At 71.0% G+C, this 16,997-nt stretch carries 16 protein-coding genes; 4 read left to right on the top strand and 12 right to left on the bottom strand.

The features are described 5' to 3' along the window. Positions 1 to 22 precede the first annotated feature (22 nt). Genes AC5P1C_RS29255 through AC5P1C_RS29245 form a run of 3 tightly spaced genes read right to left on the bottom strand, consistent with a single transcriptional unit; the run spans position 23 to position 3,781 of the window. On the bottom strand, positions 23 to 1,063 hold the full coding sequence (locus tag AC5P1C_RS29255; protein ID WP_493868935.1) for an ABC transporter permease: 1,041 nt from the start codon (positions 1,061 to 1,063) through the stop codon (positions 23 to 25). Further along, complete coding sequence (locus tag AC5P1C_RS29250) at positions 1,056 to 2,687, bottom strand: sugar ABC transporter ATP-binding protein (RefSeq protein WP_493868934.1); 1,632 nt, start codon at positions 2,685 to 2,687, stop codon at positions 1,056 to 1,058. Before AC5P1C_RS29250 ends, AC5P1C_RS29255 begins: the two co-directional genes overlap by 8 nt. 8 nt (positions 2,688 to 2,695) lie before the next feature. Next, the gene (locus AC5P1C_RS29245) at positions 2,696 to 3,781 is read right to left on the bottom strand and encodes a sugar ABC transporter substrate-binding protein (RefSeq protein WP_493868933.1); all 1,086 of its coding nucleotides are present in this window, start codon (positions 3,779 to 3,781) and stop codon (positions 2,696 to 2,698) included. A gap of 289 nt (positions 3,782 to 4,070) precedes the next feature. Here AC5P1C_RS29245 and AC5P1C_RS29240 point away from each other — a divergent pair, with 289 nt between their 5' ends. Beyond that, positions 4,071 to 4,772 carry a FadR/GntR family transcriptional regulator gene (locus AC5P1C_RS29240; RefSeq protein ID WP_493868932.1) on the top strand — a complete coding sequence of 234 codons (702 nt, stop codon included), beginning with the start codon at positions 4,071 to 4,073 and terminating at the stop codon, positions 4,770 to 4,772. Here the strand turns inward: AC5P1C_RS29240 and AC5P1C_RS29235 are convergent. The 3 genes from AC5P1C_RS29235 to AC5P1C_RS29225 are packed head-to-tail and all read right to left on the bottom strand — an operon-like array spanning position 4,769 to position 7,129. Then, positions 4,769 to 5,170 carry a RidA family protein gene (locus AC5P1C_RS29235; protein ID WP_493868931.1) on the bottom strand — a complete coding sequence of 134 codons (402 nt, stop codon included), beginning with the start codon at positions 5,168 to 5,170 and terminating at the stop codon, positions 4,769 to 4,771. The genes AC5P1C_RS29240 and AC5P1C_RS29235 overlap by 4 nt on opposite strands. Further along, a complete protein-coding gene (locus AC5P1C_RS29230; RefSeq protein WP_493868930.1) occupies positions 5,167 to 6,294 on the bottom strand; it encodes a mandelate racemase/muconate lactonizing enzyme family protein in 1,128 nt (375 codons plus the stop codon). Before AC5P1C_RS29230 ends, AC5P1C_RS29235 begins: the two co-directional genes overlap by 4 nt. A gap of 31 nt (positions 6,295 to 6,325) precedes the next feature. After that, positions 6,326 to 7,129 (bottom strand): creatininase family protein, encoded by an 804-nt coding sequence (locus AC5P1C_RS29225; RefSeq protein ID WP_493868929.1) that lies wholly within the window; start codon positions 7,127 to 7,129, stop codon positions 6,326 to 6,328. On the opposite strand from AC5P1C_RS29225, the gene AC5P1C_RS29220 reads away from it, so the two are divergent. Beyond that, entirely contained in the window at positions 7,128 to 8,087 is a 960-nt protein-coding gene (locus AC5P1C_RS29220; RefSeq protein ID WP_493868928.1) for an ROK family protein, read from the top strand. The genes AC5P1C_RS29225 and AC5P1C_RS29220 overlap by 2 nt on opposite strands. A 20-nt stretch (positions 8,088 to 8,107) precedes the next feature. On the opposite strand, the gene AC5P1C_RS29215 is transcribed toward AC5P1C_RS29220, so the two are convergent. The 5 genes from AC5P1C_RS29215 to AC5P1C_RS29195 are packed head-to-tail and all read right to left on the bottom strand — an operon-like array spanning position 8,108 to position 13,104. Further along, positions 8,108 to 8,923, bottom strand: coding sequence for an ATP-binding cassette domain-containing protein (locus tag AC5P1C_RS29215; protein WP_493868927.1), 816 nt, complete (start codon positions 8,921 to 8,923; stop codon positions 8,108 to 8,110). Next, positions 8,920 to 9,717, bottom strand: coding sequence for an ATP-binding cassette domain-containing protein (locus AC5P1C_RS29210; RefSeq protein ID WP_493868926.1), 798 nt, complete (start codon positions 9,715 to 9,717; stop codon positions 8,920 to 8,922). Before AC5P1C_RS29210 ends, AC5P1C_RS29215 begins: the two co-directional genes overlap by 4 nt. Beyond that, a complete protein-coding gene (locus tag AC5P1C_RS29205) occupies positions 9,714 to 10,634 on the bottom strand; it encodes an ABC transporter permease (RefSeq protein ID WP_493868925.1) in 921 nt (306 codons plus the stop codon). Before AC5P1C_RS29205 ends, AC5P1C_RS29210 begins: the two co-directional genes overlap by 4 nt. Continuing rightward, positions 10,631 to 11,578: an ABC transporter permease gene (locus AC5P1C_RS29200; RefSeq protein ID WP_493868924.1), complete on the bottom strand. Its 948-nt coding sequence runs from the start codon at positions 11,576 to 11,578 to the stop codon at positions 10,631 to 10,633. Before AC5P1C_RS29200 ends, AC5P1C_RS29205 begins: the two co-directional genes overlap by 4 nt. Further along, entirely contained in the window at positions 11,575 to 13,104 is a 1,530-nt protein-coding gene (locus AC5P1C_RS29195; RefSeq protein WP_493868923.1) for an ABC transporter substrate-binding protein, read from the bottom strand. Before AC5P1C_RS29195 ends, AC5P1C_RS29200 begins: the two co-directional genes overlap by 4 nt. 96 nt (positions 13,105 to 13,200) lie before the next feature. Here AC5P1C_RS29195 and AC5P1C_RS29190 point away from each other — a divergent pair, with 96 nt between their 5' ends. Together AC5P1C_RS29190 and AC5P1C_RS29185 are read left to right on the top strand one after the other, a co-directional pair. After that, on the top strand, positions 13,201 to 14,025 hold the full coding sequence (locus tag AC5P1C_RS29190; protein ID WP_493868922.1) for an IclR family transcriptional regulator: 825 nt from the start codon (positions 13,201 to 13,203) through the stop codon (positions 14,023 to 14,025). Beyond that, the gene (locus AC5P1C_RS29185) at positions 14,022 to 15,089 is read left to right on the top strand and encodes a serine hydrolase domain-containing protein (RefSeq protein ID WP_493868921.1); all 1,068 of its coding nucleotides are present in this window, start codon (positions 14,022 to 14,024) and stop codon (positions 15,087 to 15,089) included. The genes AC5P1C_RS29190 and AC5P1C_RS29185 overlap by 4 nt, the downstream gene beginning before the upstream one ends. A 106-nt stretch (positions 15,090 to 15,195) precedes the next feature. Here the strand turns inward: AC5P1C_RS29185 and AC5P1C_RS29180 are convergent. After that, on the bottom strand, positions 15,196 to 16,997 hold a 1,802-nt coding region (locus AC5P1C_RS29180; protein ID WP_493868920.1), incomplete at its 5' end, for an alpha-mannosidase.

Below are 16,997 nucleotides of genomic sequence, written 5' to 3'. Positions count from 1 at the left end.
AGACGGGGAACCCGGAGCGGGGTCAGTCCTGTGCGCGGCCGGTGGTGACGCGCGCGATCATCAGGGCGACCAGGATGATTCCGCCGTAGATGGCCTGGATCCAGAAGGACGGCACCTGGGCGAGGGTGAGCAGGTTCTGTACGACGCCGAGCAGCAGGACGCCGGTGAGGGCGCCGAACATGGTGCCCTTGCCGCCGTCGAGGCTGATGCCGCCGATGACGGCGGCCGCGAACACGGTGAAGATCATGTTCTGGCCCTGGTTGGCGTTGATCGCGCCGACGTAACCGGTCTGCATGAGTCCGCCGACGGCGGCGAGGACCCCGGCGACGACGAACACGCCGAGCATCACGCGCTCGACGCGGATGCCGGCGGCGCGCGCCGCGTCCGGGTTGCCGCCGATCGCGTACAACGCGCGCCCGACGCGGTGGTACTTGAGGACGAAGCCCGCGATGCCGAAGGAGGCGGCGGCCAGCCACACCGAGAGCGGGATGGTCAGGAACGTCGAGGTGGCGAGGGTGTAGAAGGCGTCGGGCATACCGAAGAGCGTCTTGCCCTCGGTCGCGCCGACGAGCAGCCCGCGCAGCACGATCAGCATGGCGAGCGTGACGATGAAGGCGTTGAGCTTGAGCTTCACCACGAGGATGCCGTTGAAGGCGCCGATGACTCCGCCGACGAGCAGGATCGCGAGGAGCCCGACAGCCGCCGGCATGTCCGTGCCGAACCCGGCCTGGGCGGCGGGCAGGACGAGGAGCGCACCGACGGCCGGGGCGATGCCGACCACCGATTCGAGGGACAGGTCGAACTTGCCGGTGATGAGGACGAGGGACTCGGCGAGGACGACCATCGCGAGGGCGGCGGAGGCGCCGAGGATCGAGATGAGATTTCGCTCTGTGAGGAACGAATCGTTCACCAGGGTGCCGAGCAGCATGAGCAGCAGCAAGGCCGGCACCAGGGCGAGCTCCCTGGCCCGGCGCAGCAGCACCGAGCGCGCCTGGGCTCGGGCGTTGTCGGTCTTCGCCGTCAGGTCCGGTGCCGTCGTGGCCGGGGCCTTGAGGTCAGCCATGGTGGTCTCCTTGATCTTCGGCTGCGGGCCCGTTGTGGCTGGTCGCGCCCACGCGGCGCAGCCGCTCATGTGACTGCCCCGCGCCCCTGTCGGGGCCCGTCGTGCCCACCCCCTCGATCGAGGCGATCAGGTCGTGGTCGTTGAAGCCCGCCGCATGCTCCGCGACGACCCGGCCGTGGAACAGGACCAGGACGCGGTCGCAGCGCCGCAGGTCGTCCAGTTCGTCGGAGACGACGAGGACGGCGGTGCCGTCCTCGCGGGCGTTGTCCATCCGGGCGAGAAGTGACTCCTTGGACTTCACGTCCACGCCCGCCGTGGGGTTGATGAGGACGAGGAGCCGTGGGTCGGAGGCGAGGGCTCGCGCCATGACGACCTTCTGGGCGTTGCCGCCCGAGAGGTCGGACACGGGCTGGTCGGGTCCCTCGGCGTGGATGTCGAGGCGGTCGATCAGGTCTTCGGCGAAGCCGCGCTTGCGCTCGGTGCCGACGAAGCCGTACTTCCCGAGCCGGTCGAGCACGGTCATCGTGGCGTTGTCGCCGATCGTCATGCCGAAGACCAGACCTTGGTCGTGCCGGTCGCGCGGGACGCAGCCGACGCCGGCCCGCAGCGTGGCGGTGACATCACCGAACGGCAGTCGCTTGCCGTCGAGTCGGGCGCTTCCGCTGGTCGGCGTATGCAGTCCCGCGATGGTCTCGGCGAGGTTGATCTTGCCGCTGCCGCTGGATCCGGCGAGGCCGACGACCTCGCCCTTGCGGACGGTCAGGTGGATGTCCGCGTACGACTCACTCGTGAGCCCCGTGACGTCCAGCATCACCGGGGCGTCGGCGGGCACCTCGGTGCGGGCGACGGACTCCTCGGCGGCTTCCTTCTCCTGTAGGGCCTCGCCCGCCATCGCCTCGACCAGGGCGGCGCGCGGCAGGTCGGCCACGGGCGCGGTGGTGATCCAGCGGGCGTCGCGCAGGACGGTGACGGCCTGGCAGACCTCGTACACCTCTTGGAGGTGATGCGAGATGAAGAGGAAGGTGACCCCCGACTCCTGGAGCGCCCGCATGCGCGTGAAGAGCCGCTCGATCTCGCGGTTGTCGAGCTGCGCGGTGGGCTCGTCCAGGACGATGAACCGCGCGCCGAAGCTCAACGCACGGGCGATCTCGACCATTTGGCGGTCCTCGACCTTGAGGTCGGCGGTGCGCGCGCCCGGGTCGACCCGCACGTCCCAGGTGTCGAGCACCTCCGCTGCCTGGGCGTGCAGCTTGCGCCAGCTGATGAAGCCGCCGCGGCCTTCGGGCTGCCGGTTGATGAAGAGGTTCTCGGCAACTGTCAGCTCGGGAACGACCGTTGGCTTCTGATAGACGCAGGCCACCTTGCGGCGCCAGGCGTCGCGGTCGGTGAGCGGCGGCGCGGGTTCGCCGTCGAAGAGGACGGTGCCCGCGTCGGCCGCCTGGAGTCCGGTGAGGATGGTGACGAGGGTGGACTTGCCCGCGCCGTTGCGGCCGACGAGGGCGTGGGACTCACCGGGCAGGACGGTCAGCTGTCCGTCCTGCAGCGCGACGGTGGGTCCGTACCGCTTGACTATGCCGGTCGCTTCGACGAGCGCTGTCGGCCCCGGAGTCGGGGACTTGGTCATCGGCGTACTCATTTGACCGTGTTGCCCCACAGCTTGGAGTCGTCCACGTTCTCCTTGGTGACCAGCGGGGCGGGCAGTTGGTCCTCGAGAATGCCGCTGGGCAGCTTCACGATGGTGGAGTCGTGGTCGGTCGGGCCGGGCTTGAACTTCTTCCCGTTCATCGCGGCCTTGATGTAGTACATCCCGTACTTGGCGTACGCGTCGGCGGGCTGCGAGACGGTGGCGTCGATCTGGCCCTTGCGGATGGCGTCGAACTCCTGCGGGATGCCGTCGTTCGAGATGACGGTGATGTGCCCCTTCTCGCCCGCCTTCTTCAGCATGCCCTTGGACTTCAGGGTCTGCAGGGTGGGCGCGAGATAGACGCCGCCCGCCTGCATGTAGATGCCCTTGATGTCGGGGTTGGAATTGAGCAGTGTGTCCAGCTTCGACGCTGCGGTGTCGGACTCCCACTTGGCGGGGATCTCCAGGACCTTGAGCTCGGGGAACTTCTTCTTCACGCAGGTGCGGAAGGCCTCGGAGCGCTCACGGCCGTTGACGGAGGCAAGGTCTCCCATGATCTGGACGACCTTGCCGGTCTTGACCTGCTTGCCGAGGTATTCGCAGGCCTTCTCGCCGTACGCGACGTTGTTGGCCCGCACGACCATCGCGACCTTGCCCTTCTCGGGGGCTACGTCGACGGCGACCACGGGGACGCCCTTGCGTTCGGCCTGGTCGAGCCCCGCGGAGATGGCGGCGCTGTCGAGCGGCGCGACGACGAGCCCCTTCACCCCCTGATTGAGCTGGTTGTTGATGTCGGTGATCTGCTGCGACGGGTCGCTGTTGGAGTTGACCGTCTTGAGCGCGTCGACGTCCTCGGACTTCGCCATCTTCGGCACGTAGTCGTTGTACGACTGCCAGAACGGCGAGGTCAGCAGGGGCAGGATCACCCCGACCTTGCCCTCTCCCCCGCCTTCGCCGCCCGCGGGCGCCGCACTGTCCTTCGTACTGCCACATGCCGTGAGCACGAGGGACGCGCAGGCCGCGGCGGCGGCGATCGTCGCCGCCCGCGAAATCCCCGTCCTGCTGGACCTGTTGCGCACTGTTCTGCCGGCCATCTGACGGCTCCTCACCGAGCGTGAATCGACCTGGGATCGGGCGTGGATCGAGCGTGGATCAAGCGGGGGTCAAGCGGGGGTGCAAGTGGGAATCGAGCGGGATCGGACCAAGTACCGGCGATTCCGCGCTGGTTCTCATCGGTTCTCAGCGACCGATGGGCGAATATTTATCAGACCACTTGGTGCCCCCAACACCCCTCGGCGCCAAGTTTTCCTGGTTTTGAGCCATAGTGGTCCGACCACATCTCTGGTTAGACTGCGGCGCACTCGGCTAGTGGAGGAGCGTTACGTGGACCAGACCGCCCCGCAGAAGGGCACCGTGACCGGGCGCGCCATCGAGCAGATCAAGGCGATGATCGGCGAGGGTCGGCTCGAGCCGGGCGAACGCCTGCCGACGGAACGGGACTTGGCCACGCAGCTGGGCATCTCGCGCAGTTCGATGCGGGAGGCGATTCGCGCGCTCACGGTGATGGGCGTCCTGGAGGCCCGGCACGGCTCGGGCATCTACGTCACGCAGTTGGAGGCCGGCGACCTCCTGGAAACCTTCGGCGTCGTGGCCGACCTGTCACGCGGTCCACGGCTCGTGGAGCTCCTGGAGGTACGCCGGGTCCTGGAATCCACCGCGACGGCGCTGGCGGCAGCACGCATATCGACGGACCAACTCGCGGACGTCGAGAAGCATTTGGAGGCGATGAACGCCACGGAGGACCCGGAGGAGATCCTCTCCCACGACCTGGCGTTCCACCGCACGATCGCCCTGGCGGCGGGCAACGACACGATGGCGGCGATCCTGGAGGGCCTGTCCTCGCGCACGTTCCGGGCACGGGTATGGCGCGGCTACCAGGAGGAGGGCGCCTTCGAACGCACCCGCCGCGAACACGCCCGCATCCACCGGGCCCTGGTGGCCAGGGACCCGGAGGCGGCGAGGGCCGCGGCGGCGGCGCATGTGGGAGAGGTGGAGGAGTGGCTGCGGATGCAGTTGGACGACTAGCGGGAGGGCCGTGACCGGCGGACCGCCACCACGTCGATCTCCACGAGGATGTTCATCAGGTCCGAGCCGACCGTCGTGCGGGCGGGGAAGGGCCGGGCGGGGAAGGGCGTGGTGAAGAACTCTTCGTAGGCCTCGTTGAACTCCTGGAAGTCGCGGTGCAGGTGCTGCAGGTGGACCGTGGTCTTCACCACGTCCTCCAGGCCCAGACCCCGCGCCTTGAGCACGGCCTCGACGTTGCGCAGGGCCTGGACCGTCTGGGCGCCGACCGTGTCGGCGACGGCGCCCGTGGCCGGGTCCTGAGGGCCGAAGCCCGCGGTCCAGATGGTGCCCGCCGCCTCGATTCCCTGGTTGTACGCGCCCGCGGGCCGAGGGGCGGCATCCGTGTGGATCTCGGTCATCCGGTCAGGTCTCCCTCGCGCTCGTTGACCGCGGCGTAGTGCCGCAGTTTGTCCTCGTCGACCGTGACGCCCAGGCCGGGGCCCTGGGGCACGGTCAGGCGGCCCTCGCTCAGTTCCAGCGGCTCGATGATGTCGTCGGCGTGGAGGTAGTACATGGAGTCGATGGCCCGGTTGAGGACCGGCGTGCTGGCCACTACCGCCAGATGCGCAGCCGTGGCGATGCCCAGCTCGCCGCCGCTGTGCAGGTTCATGCCGAGGCCGAAGGTCTCGCAGTGCGCGGCCAGGGCCTTGGTCGGCGCGATGCCGCCCCACTTGTAGACGTCGCCGTGGATGATGTCGACGGCCCGCAGCCGCATCGCCGGTGCGAAGTCCTCGAAGCGGACCACGCACATGTTGGTGCACAGCGGGATGCGGACCTGGGCGTGGACCTGGCTCATGCCCTCGATCCCCACGCAGGGATCCTCCAGGTACTCCAGGTCCAGGTCCTCCAGGGCCCGCCCGGCACTCACCGTGTCCGGCACCGACCAGGCGGCGTTCGGGTCCACCCGCAGTTTGATCCCGGGCAGTACCGCGCGGATGGCGCGCAGGATCCGCACGTCACCGTCGATGTCGGTGGTGCCCTTCAGCTTCACGGCCTGGAAGCCGCCCTCGGCGACGACCTTGGCGGTGTGCTCGGCGAGCGCGGGGCCCAGCGCCTCACCGGTCGCGCCGCCCGCGTCGGCGCGGGTGATGAGCGCGGTCAGCGGCACCTGCTCGCGCACCGCGCCCCCCAGGAGCTCGGTCACCGAGTGCCCGCTGGACTTTCCCATCAGGTCCCAGCACGCGACGTCGAGAGCGGCGATGGCCGCGTAGCCGAGGTAGCCGTGGAAGAACGGCACCATGTGCTGCTTGCGGTGGAACGACTCAAGGGCGAACGGGCTGGTTCCTATCAGGTCGTCGGCGAGCTTGCGGACGAGCGCCGCTACGGGCTGCCCCCACATCGTCTCGCCCCAGCCGATCAGACCGTCGTCGGTCCGGATCCGCACCACGGTGCGGGTCTCGCCGGTCTTGGTCTCGAAGGAGCTGGTGAACGGGTTGGTCAGCGGCAGGTTCACGACCCGCACATCGACATCGGTGATCTTCATGGGACTCAGGGGCTCCTCGGTTCGTTCTCGTTCACTTGCCCTGCGGCCGGGTCGCCGCGTCGAAGGCGCGGATCGCCTCCGCCAGTTGCGCCGCCCGCGCGGCGAGCAGCCGCTCGCCCCGCTCCCCGTCGGCGCCGGAAGGATCATCGGTGGCGCCGCCCACCCGCTCCCACTCGCCGTACCGCTCGACGCTCAGGCCGGGGTGCGGTGGCCGGTCGAACAGGGGCGGCGGCTGCACCGGCTCGCGCACCGGCAGCGGGGTCCGCACCAGGTCGGGGCGCGCGGCCAGCATCAGGGAGGTCTCGAACCAGCCCGCGTGGCCGGGCGTCACATCGGGGCGCCCCTCGTCGTCGGCCCCGCCCAGGCTCCAGTACGAGCAGGCGGCCAGGGCGACGTCCGTGTGCAGGGCGAACTCCTTGATGGCCAGGCGCATCACTTCGTCGTTGCCGCCGTGACCGTTGACGATCATGATCCTGCGGAAGCCGCTGCGGCTCAGCGAGCTCAGTACGTCGCCGAGCACCGCGCCGAGCGTCGCCGCGGAGAGCGAGACCGCGGCGGCGAAGAGATGGTGCGGGCTGTGGCCGTAGGGCAGCACGGGCAGCCGTACTACGTGGGGTCCGTCCTCGTCCAGCAGGGCCGCGGCGCGGTCCACGACGGCGCCCGCGAGCAGCGTGTCGGTGCCCATCGGCAGATGCTCGGCGTGCTGTTCCTGGGAGCCGATGGGCAGCAGCGCGATGCCTCCGCGCCCCGCCTCCCGTGTCTGGCGCCAGGTGAGCTCGGTCAGGTCAAGCACCGGTCTGTCTCCTCGGATCGTGCCGTGGCAGAGTCTGCGCATGGCTGTTGAACGTCCCCCGCTGCGTCTGGTCCCCGACCCGGCGCCGCTGCCGCCCGCGCCGCGCCCGGCCCTCGGTGCGGTGGAGGTGCTGCCCGGAGTGGTCCGGGCCGCGCTGGTCTCGCGCGCGGGCGAGTTGCTGCACCGCACCGAGACGGCCTTCGACGCGACCGGCCCGCGGGACTGCGTGGACGGCGCGCTGCGGGAGGCTGCCCAGGCCTGCTTCGCCGCTCCCGGCCGGGCGCCGTCCGGCATCGGGGTCGCCGCCGCGGGCCTGGTGGACCCGGTGACGGGCACGGTCCTGGAGTGCAACGACGTCCCGGCGCTGCACGGCTACCCGGTAGCGGACGTGCTGCGCGAACTGGTGGGCGTGCCCGTCCATGTCGAGCACCGGGCCCGCCTGCAGGTCCTGGGCGACCGCTGGTTCGGCGCGGGCCGTGGCCGGCGCACCTTCGCCTCGGTATCGACGGGAGAGGTCCTTGGCGTCGGGATCCTCTACGAGGGCGCGGTGCTCGCCCCGCACGGCGGTCGCAGCGGCGCCCATATGACGGTGGCGGCCAGTGGCGAGCCGTGCACGTGCGGGGCGCGCGGCTGCTGGAAGACGATGGCGACCACCCGCTGGCTGCGGCAGCGGGCGCGGTCGGCGGGGCTGACCGGGGTGGAGTCCCTGGCGGATCTCGCCGACCGTACGGACGCCGTGGCCCGCTCGCTCGTCGAGGAGTACGCGGACAATCTCGCCCTCGGCCTGGTCAACGTGCAGCAGCTCTTCGCCCCCGGCCTGTTCGTGCTGCACGGTGAGGCCCGCGAGGGCGGCGAAGCCTTCCGGGCCCGCATCGAGGAGCGCCTGCGTCGGGACACGGCCTGGTCGACGGCCGAGCCGCCGCGTGCGCTGCTCGGTGAGGTCGGCCCGGACGACGTGGCGCTGCTCGGCGGGGCCGGTCTTGTCCTGACCCACGCGTAGCCCCGCCTGCGCGGCCCCTCTCATCGGGCCCTCGCCGTACGCCGGTCGCGGTAGCCGTCAGGGCGAGGAACCGCGGCGAGCAGCTCGCGCGTATAGGGGTGCCGCGGGTGCTTGAGGACGGCATCCGCGGTCCCGGCCTCGACGATGCGGCCGTGGCGCATGACGGCCACCCGGTCGGCGACCTGCTGGACGACGGCGAGGTTGTGCGAGACGAACACATAGGTGAGCCCGAGGCGTCGCTGCAACTCGGTGAGCAGGTCGAGGACTTGGGCCTGCACCGAGACGTCGAGCGCGCTGGTCGGTTCGTCGAGCACCACGAGGCGCGGCTCCGGCGCCAGCGCGCGGGCGATCGAGACACGCTGGCGCTGCCCGCCGGAGAACTCGTGCGGGTATCGGTCCTGCAGCCCCGCGTCGAGCCCCACCCCCGTCAGGAGCTCCCCGACCCGCTCGCGCAGCCGGTCCCTGCCCCGTCGGCCCCGATAGGAGGGGTCATGCGTGACCAGGGGTTCGCCGACGATGTCGGTGATGCGCAGGCGCGGATTCATGCTGGAGTACGGGTCCTGAAGCACCACCTGCATGTGGGCGCGCATCCGGCGCAGTTCGGCGGCGGGGAGTCCGGCCAGGTCGCGGCCCTCGAAGCGGACACTGCCCGCGGTCGGTTCGGTGAGCGCGAGGAGCAGCCGGGTGAGGGTGGTCTTCCCGGACCCCGACTCGCCCACCAGGGCGAGCGTCTCGCCTTCGGTGACGGTCAGCGAGATGTCGTCGACGGCGACGGTCGCGCCGGGTCCGGTGCCGAACTCCTTGCGCAGGCCGTTCAGTTCGAGCAGCGTCGTCATGCCGACTCCAGTCGGGGGGTCGCGGCGAGCAGCCGCCGGGTGTAGTCCTGCTGCGGGTCCTCGAAGACGTCCTCGACGTATCCGCTCTCCACGACCCGGCCGTGGTGCATCACCACGACGCGGTCGGCGGTCTCGGCCACCACGCCCAGGTCGTGGGTGATCAGTACGACGGCCATGCCGTGCCGCTCGCGCAGTTCGTCGAGGAGTTCGAGGATCTGGCGCTGCACGGTGACGTCGAGGGCGGTCGTGGGTTCGTCGGCGATGAGTACCCGGGGGCGCCCGACGAGCGCGGTGGCGATCATGACGCGTTGGCGCAGGCCGCCGGAGAGTTCGTGCGGGTACTGCCGGGCGCGGCGCCCGGGTTCGGGGATGCCCACCTCGCCGAGGGCGCGCACCGCCTCCTCGCGGGCCTCGGCGCGTGAGGCTCCCCGGTGCCGCTGGAGCACCTCGGCGACCTGGTGGCCCACGCGTTGGAGGGGGTCGAGGCTGGTCATCGGGTCCTGGAAGATCATGGCGATGTCGTTGCCGCGGACCGAGCGGAGCTGCTTCTCCGGCAGGGCGAGCAGGTCCTGTCCGTCGAGGAGGATCTCCCCGCCCGTGTAGACGCACGGGGGTTCGGGGTTGAGTCGCAGGACGGAGAGGAGGGTGGCGGACTTGCCGCTGCCCGACTCGCCCACCACGGCGAGGGTCTCGCCCGCGTGGAGGTCGAGGCTGACGCCGCGCACGGCGTGCACCGGTCCGGAGCCGATGCGGAAGTCGACGGACAGGTCCTTGATCTGCAGGAGTGGCTTCATCGGCGGTACGCCTTCGGGTCTGCGACGTCCCGCAGGGCGTCACCGGTGATGTTGATGGAGAGGGAGGTGAGCATCAGCGCGAGCCCGGGGAAGACGGCGATCCACCACGCGGTGCCGAGATACAGCTGGCCGTCGGCGAGCATCGCTCCCCAGGTGACGGTCTCCTTGGGAACGCCCAGCCCCAGATAGCTGAGCGAGGCCTCGGCGACGATGGCCGCCGCGATGTGCAGGGTGCCGATCGTCGCGAGGGGCGCCATCACATTGGGCAGGAGGTGGCGGCGCAGGATGGTGAAGTCGCGTACGCCGGTGGCGCGGGCCTGGGTGATGTAGTCCCGCGAGCGCAGCGAGAGCACCTCGGCGCGCACCACGCGGGCGTAGGAGACCCAGCCGGTGAAGCCGAGCACGAGCACCACGTTCCACAGGCCCGAGCCCAGGAATCCGACGATGGCGAGCGCCAGGAGCAGGGAGGGGAAGGCCAGTTGGATATCGGCGGCCCGCATCAGGAGCCGGTCGAACCGGCCGCCGCGGTATCCGGCGAACAGGCCGCAGGCCGCGCCCGCGACTCCGGCGAGCAGAGCGGCGCCGACGCCGACGAGCAGCGAGATCCGCGAACCGTGGATCACGCGGGAGAGCAGGTCGCGGCCGAGTTGATCGGTACCCAGCGGGTGGCTCATGCTGCCGCCGTCCTGCCAGGCCGGAGGCTTCAGCCGGACCAGCAGGTTCTGGGCGGCCGGGTCGTGCGGCGCGAGCAGCGGGGCGAACACCGCCGCGATCACCATCAGGGCGAGGACGCCGAGCGCGACGCAGGCCAGGCGGTTGCGCAGCAAGGTGCGCAGGGCGGCGGACCGTATGCGAGGGGTCTTCGCGGGCGGCAGCGGTGCGGTGGCCGCCTCGTCGGTCGTCTGGGTGGTGGTCATCGCTGGGCCCGCACTCTCGGGTCGAGGAAGCTGTAGGACAGGTCGACGAGCAGGTTGACGAGGACGAACGCCGCGGCGAAGAAGAGGACCGCCGCCTGCACCATCGGGAAGTCGCGGTGCGAGATGGCCTCGACGGTGAGCCGTCCGATGCCCGGCCAGGAGAAGACCTGCTCGGTGAGGATGGCGCCGCCGAGCAGCCCGCCGAACTCCAGGCCGATCACCGTGACGGTCGGCAGCGCCGCGTTGCGCAGTCCGTGGGCGAGGACGACCTTGCCGGGGCTGAGGCCCTTGGCGCGTGACGTGCGGATGTGGTCGGTGCCGAGTACGTCGATGAGAGAGGACCGCAGCAGCCTGGCGATCACGGCGACCGAGTACACGGCCAAGGTGATGGCCGGGAGCACGAGATGGGCGAAGGTGCCGTAGCCGGACGCGGGCAGCGCCTTGAGCTGTACGGAGAAGACCAGGATCAGCAGGATGCCGATCCAGAAGGGCGGCGTCGACTGGCCGAGCAGGACGGCCGTCATCACGGTGGTGTCCCCCGCGCGCCCGCGCCGCATCGCCGCGTAGATACCGGCGGGCACCGCCACCAGAAGCGTGATCACCATGGCGCCGATGGCGAGTTCGAGCGTGGCGGGCAGCCGCTCCGCGATGACCTCGGCGACGGGTCGCCCGTGCACGAGCGAGTCGCCGAGGTCGAAGTGGAGCAGGCCCCACAGGTAGTCGCCGTACTGCGCGACCAGTGGCCGGTCCAGGCCGAGTTGGGCGCGCAGGGTGTGTTCCTGTGCGGCGGTGGCGTCCGGCGGAAGGAGTTGCGCGACGGGGTCGCCGGAGAGCCGTACGAGAAGGAAGGCGATGGTGGCGACGGCGAACAGGACGCCGACCGCGGTGCCCAGGCGTGCCGCGACCTGCCGCAGCAGGGGTGGCGCGGCGGCGGCCTTGCTCATCGGGAAACCTCCGCGCTCTCCATGGCCAGAGAGCCGTTGACGATGGGGGTCCAGTGGGCGCGGGTGGTGCGCGCCAGGATGATGTCCTGCTGGTAGAGCGGCACGAACGGTGCCTCTTCGACGATGAGTTGCTGCAGTTCGGAGAAGGCCTTGATGCGGGCCTGCGGGCTGACGGACAGCTCTTCGGCGTCGACGAGCTCGTCGGCCCGCTCGGAGCGCCAGCGGCTCTGGCGCCGGTCGCTGCGCACGATGGACTGCACCATGCTGCTGCCGTCGAGCGTCCACACGGAGCTGGCGGCCAGGTAGAGGGGGCCGAGCGCGTGCCGGTTCTTCGAGGTGAGCCGCGACGAGTAGGTGCCGGGGTCGAGGAGTTCGACGCGGGCGCGTACGCCGACCCGGGCGAGCAGCCCCGAGATGGCCTCGGCGACCTGAGCGTCGGTATTGGACGCGGCGAGGGTGGTGGAGAAGCCGTCGGGGTGGCCGGCTTCGGCGAGGAGCCTGCGTGCCGTGCGCAGGGAGCGGCGGTAGGGGCGCAGCTTCTCGTCGAACCCGAAGGTTCCGTGCGGGATCATCGCGGGCACTTCGCGGGCTTTCCCGTCGAGTACGGCGTCGATGAGCAGGGGCACGTCGACGGCGTGGTTGAGCGCCTGGCGCACCCTGCGGTCGCGCAGCGGGCCGACCTGGGTGTCGAGGTTGAGGTAGGCGGTGCGGGTGCCGGGGTGGCTCTCCAGCTCCACGCCCCCGTACCCCGAGAGCTGTCGGGCGGCGTCGGGGGTGAGTCCGGTGACCAGGTCCACCTCGCCGCTCTGCAGGGCCGCGAGCGCGGATGCCGGGTTGGGCAGCGGCTGGAAGACGAGCTCCTCGACGTCCGGAGTGCCGTGGAAGTGCCCGGTGTTGCGCCGCATCCGCAGCTCGCGGTCGCGCCGCCAACTGGTGAACTTGAAGGGGCCGGTGCCTATGGGGTGTCGTGCGAAGGCGTCGTCGCCCACCTCGGCGATGCGCTTGGGCGGCACGACGACCCCGCCGAACAGCGAGAGTTTGGCGGGCAGGATCGGGTCGTGCTGGCTGGTGTGGATGTCCACGGTGTGCTCGTCGACCACGGACACGCGCTCCACGTAACGCAGTTCGACGATCGGCGAGCGGGTGGCCGGATCGAGGATCCGCTCGATGCTGAACTTGACGGCATCAGCGTCGCAGGGTTCGCCGTTGTGGAAGCGCACGCCCCGGCGCAGCCGGAAGCGCCAGGTGTTCTTGGTGTGGGCTGACCAGGACAGCGCCAGGCGGGGCGCGAGCCGTCCGCGGGGGTCGCGTGCGGTGAGGGTGTCGAAGATGTTGATCAGGACGTTCATGGTGATCATGTCGCCCTGCTTGTGCGGATCGAGAGTCGAGGGGTCCTCTGCCTGCGCCACCCGCAGCACCCCGCCGCGCACGCCTCCGGCCTGTGCCCCGCAGCCGGTGAGCGCCGCGGGAACGGCGAGGGAGGGCACGGCAAGTGCTCCAAGGCGCAGGGCTCTACGCCGTGACATACCTGGATGGGTCACGCGCCACGCACCCTTTCAATGTTCCATCGAACAGCACGAACGTTCCGTTCACCGGAACGCGGTTGGGTTAAGCTAAGCGACATGACGAAGGCGGTCAACACCCGGATCACCACCCGGACGGACACCCAGGCCGGCGCCAAAGGCCCTGTCGACAAGGCCCTTGAGGTCCTCGACGCCCTGGTGCGGCCGGACGGCCCGCACCGGCTCGCGGACCTCGCGGCGCTCACCGGGCTGCCCAAGCCCACGGTGCACCGGCTCCTCGGCACGCTCGCCGACAACGGCTACGCGGTCGCGTTGCCGGGCGGCAGATACCGCGCGGGCCCACGGCTGCTCGGCCTGTCGGCGACCGCGCTCGCCGACAGCCCCGAACTGCGCCTGGCCCGGCCCGTCCTGGCCGATCTGCGGTTGCGTACGGGACATGTGGCGCACTACTCGGTGCGGGACGCGGACACCGCCGTGCACCTGGCCCAGTCCGACGCGGCCGACACCTACCGCCTCGCCGTGCGGCCCGGCGGCACGCTCCCGCTGCACTGCAGCGCCGTGGGCCGGGCGATGCTTGCCGCCCTGCCGGAGGAAGAGGCCGCCCAGGTCCTCGGGACGGCCACCCTTCCGGCAAGGACCCCGCAGACGCTCACGGATCCGGCGGCCGTCCTCGCGGCCTTGGCCCCGGTCCGCGCCCAGGGGTTCGCGCTGGACGACGAGTACACCGAGGCCGACGTGCGCGCCGTGGCCGCCCCGGTCCTCGGGGCGGACGGCAGGCCATTGGGCGCGGTGGGCATCATCGGCCCGACCTTCACGCTCGACGCGGACAGCGTGGCCCTGTTCGGCCCCATGGTGCGGGCCGCCGCAGGCCTCATCTCGTCGTCGTCCGGAGGCAGTTCACTGCTGGGTCTGGTACGCGAATGAGCCTGGCCCTCGCTCCCCGCGTCAGCCCGCCCCGCGACCTGCTCGCCGAGGCCCGGCGGCACAAGCTGTTCTCCGCCGCCGCCTGGTCCGTCGGCACCCGAGACGGCATCGTCGACTCCGGCCACCTGGGCACCCGCCGCTGGGGCGGCCCCGCGCTCGACGGCACCGAACTGTGGGATCTGGCATCGGTGACCAAACCCGTGGTGGGCCTGGTGGTGCTCGCCCTGGCCGAGCGCGGCGTCCTCGCCCTCACCGACCCGCTCGAAGAGCTGCTGCCCGCCTACCGCGGCACGGACAAGGCCCGGATCACGGTCGGTCAACTCCTCGCGCACACCTCAGGACTACCGGGAGGTGTGCCGCTCTACCGCACCTCCCCCACCCGCAGGGAACTCCTCGCCGGCCTGCGCGCACTCCCGCTCGCGGCCAGGCCGGGTACGGCGGTGGCGTACTCGTCGCCCGGTTTCATCCTGCTCGGCCTGCTCGCGGAGGCCGCGGGCGACCAGCCGCTGGACGCACTCGTCGCCCAACTCGTCGCAGAACCCCTGGGTTTGACCGGCCTGACCTTCGCGCCGCGCGGTGAGGGCCGAGCGCACGCCGTGTCCACGGAGCACTGCGACTGGCGGGGCCAGGTGGTCACCGGTGAGGTGCACGACGAGAACGCCGTCGTCCTCGGCGGCATCGCGGGCCACGCCGGACTCTTCGCCCCGCTCGCCGACCTCGAACGCCTGGGAGCGGCCCTGGTCAGGGGCGGCGAAGGACTCCTCGGCCCCGCCGCCTTCGACCAGATGACCACGTGTCACACCGAAGGACTCAACCTGCGCCGCTGCCTGGGCTGGCAGGGGCAGGACCCGGTCGCCTCACCGGTCGGCGCCGCGATGGGCCCCGACTCTTACGGCCACACGGGCTTCACCGGCACGAGCCTCTGGGTGGACCCGGCCGCGGGACGCTTCCACGTCCTGCTCGCCAACCGGGTCCATCCGCGGCGCGACGGCAAGCGATTCCCGGCCGTCCGGCGGGCCTTCCACCACAGGACGGCCCGCCTCGGCGCGGCCCCTGGCCGATAAGGGTCTCCTTCGGCATGAAGCAGATGCGCCGGACGGGCTGGTACATCAGCCCGTCCGGCGCCTGAGCGTCGGTTCACCCTCCGCTCACCCTCCGCTCAGCGGGACATCACGCGCGCGTCAGCCGCAGCGTCATCAGCTCGAACGGCCGCAGCGTCAGCGCCACGCCGTCGCCCGAGCGCTCCGGCGCGGCAGCATCGGCGAGGGGCCGCTCCAGCAGGTCCGTCACCTCGACGGAGCCGACCGGGAAGCCCGCGGTCAGTGTCGCCTTCGCCCGGCCACCGCGCGACTCGTGGAAGCGGACGACCACGTCACCGCTGCCGTCGTCGGCGAGCTTGACGGCCGTGACGACGACGGCGTCATGGTCGACCGACACCAGCGGTGCCACCTCCGCCCCACCCGTGATCTGCCGCTCGGGCAGATTGATCCGGTAGCCCTCCCGCACCGCATCGCCGATCGCCGCGCCGGGGACGAGAGCGTGCCGGAAGCGGTGGACGCCCTGGTCCGTCTCGGGGTCGGGGAAACGCGGGGCGCGCAGGAGCGAGGCGCGGACCGTGGTGGTCGTGCCGGCGTCCGACGCGCGCACCGTGCGGGTCACGTCATGGCCGTACGTCGAGTCGTTGACGAGGGCGACGCCCCATCCCGGCTCCTCCACGTGCACGAAGCGGTGGTTGCACGCCTCGAACTTCGCGGCCTCCCAGCTCGTGTTGGTGTGCGTGGCCCGGTAGAAGTGGCCGAACTGCGTCTCCGACGCGTACCGCTCCGCGTGGATGTCCAGCGGGAACGCCAGCTTCAGGAACTTCTCCGTCTCGTGCCAGTCGACCTCCGTGTCGATGTCCAGACGCGGGGAGCCGGGCGCCAGAGACAGCACCTGCGTGAGGCGCGACGCGCCGAAGCCGCGTACGACACGGACCGAGGCACCGTCCTCGCCCGCCTCGACCGTCTCCGCCTCCGTGAGGTCGGTGACCGTGTTCCGGTAGAACTCGTCGACGTCCCACGCGTCCCACATGTTCGGGAAGTCGGCGTGGATCTGCGGAAGATTCGCCGCCTGGCCGGGCGCGACGGTCTCCCGGTCGGCCAGGAGGTCGTACGCCGAGACGACGAGGCCGCGGGCGTCGATCTCGACCCGCAGCAGGCCGTTGTCGAGGACGTACCCGCCGTCGGCGCGCGAGGCGATCGCCGACTGGCCGTCGATCGCGGCGGGACGCGCGCCGCCCGCGGGGACGCCGTCGCGGGTGTGCGGGGTGGAGTTGAAGACGAGGGGTCCCGTGCCGCCGCCGTCGCCCGCCAGCGCGCGCTGGGCCACGTCGATGATGCCGTTCAGCTCCTCGGCGACCTTCGCGTAGGTCGCGCGGGCCTCGCGGTGCACCCAGGCGATGGACGAGCCGGGCAGGATGTCGTGGAACTGGTGGAGCAGGACCGTCTTCCAGATGCGGTCCAACTCGTCGTAGGGATAGGTGAATTCAGCCGACCGGACAGCGGCCGTGGCCGCCCACAGCTCCGCCTCCCGGAGCAGGTGCTCGCTGCGCCGGTTGCCCTGCTTGGTGCCCGCCTGACTGGTGAGGGTGGCGCGGTGGAGCTCCAGGTACAACTCGCCCACCCAGACAGGGGCGTTCGGGTACTCCGCCTCGGCCTTCTCGAAGAAGGCGGCGGGGGTCTCCCACTCGACGGTCGCCGAGCCCTCCAGGTTCCGGAGCCGTCCCGCCTTCGCGATCATCTCGCGGGTGGTGCCGCCACCGCCGTCGCCCCAGCCGGTCGGCGCGAGGGAGTGCCGTGCCACTCCCTTGTCCTTGAAGTTCTTCGCCGCGTGGGCGATCTCGCTGCCCTTCATCGAGCAGTTGTAGGTGTCGACGGGCGGGAAGTGCGTGAAGATGCGGGTGCCGTCGATGCCTTCCCAGTTGAAGGTGTGGT

It is taken from the genome of Streptomyces sp. A18 (genome assembly GCF_059026065.1).
Note: the sequence above shows the minus strand (reverse complement) of the source record. Positions and strands in the feature narration are given on the sequence as shown.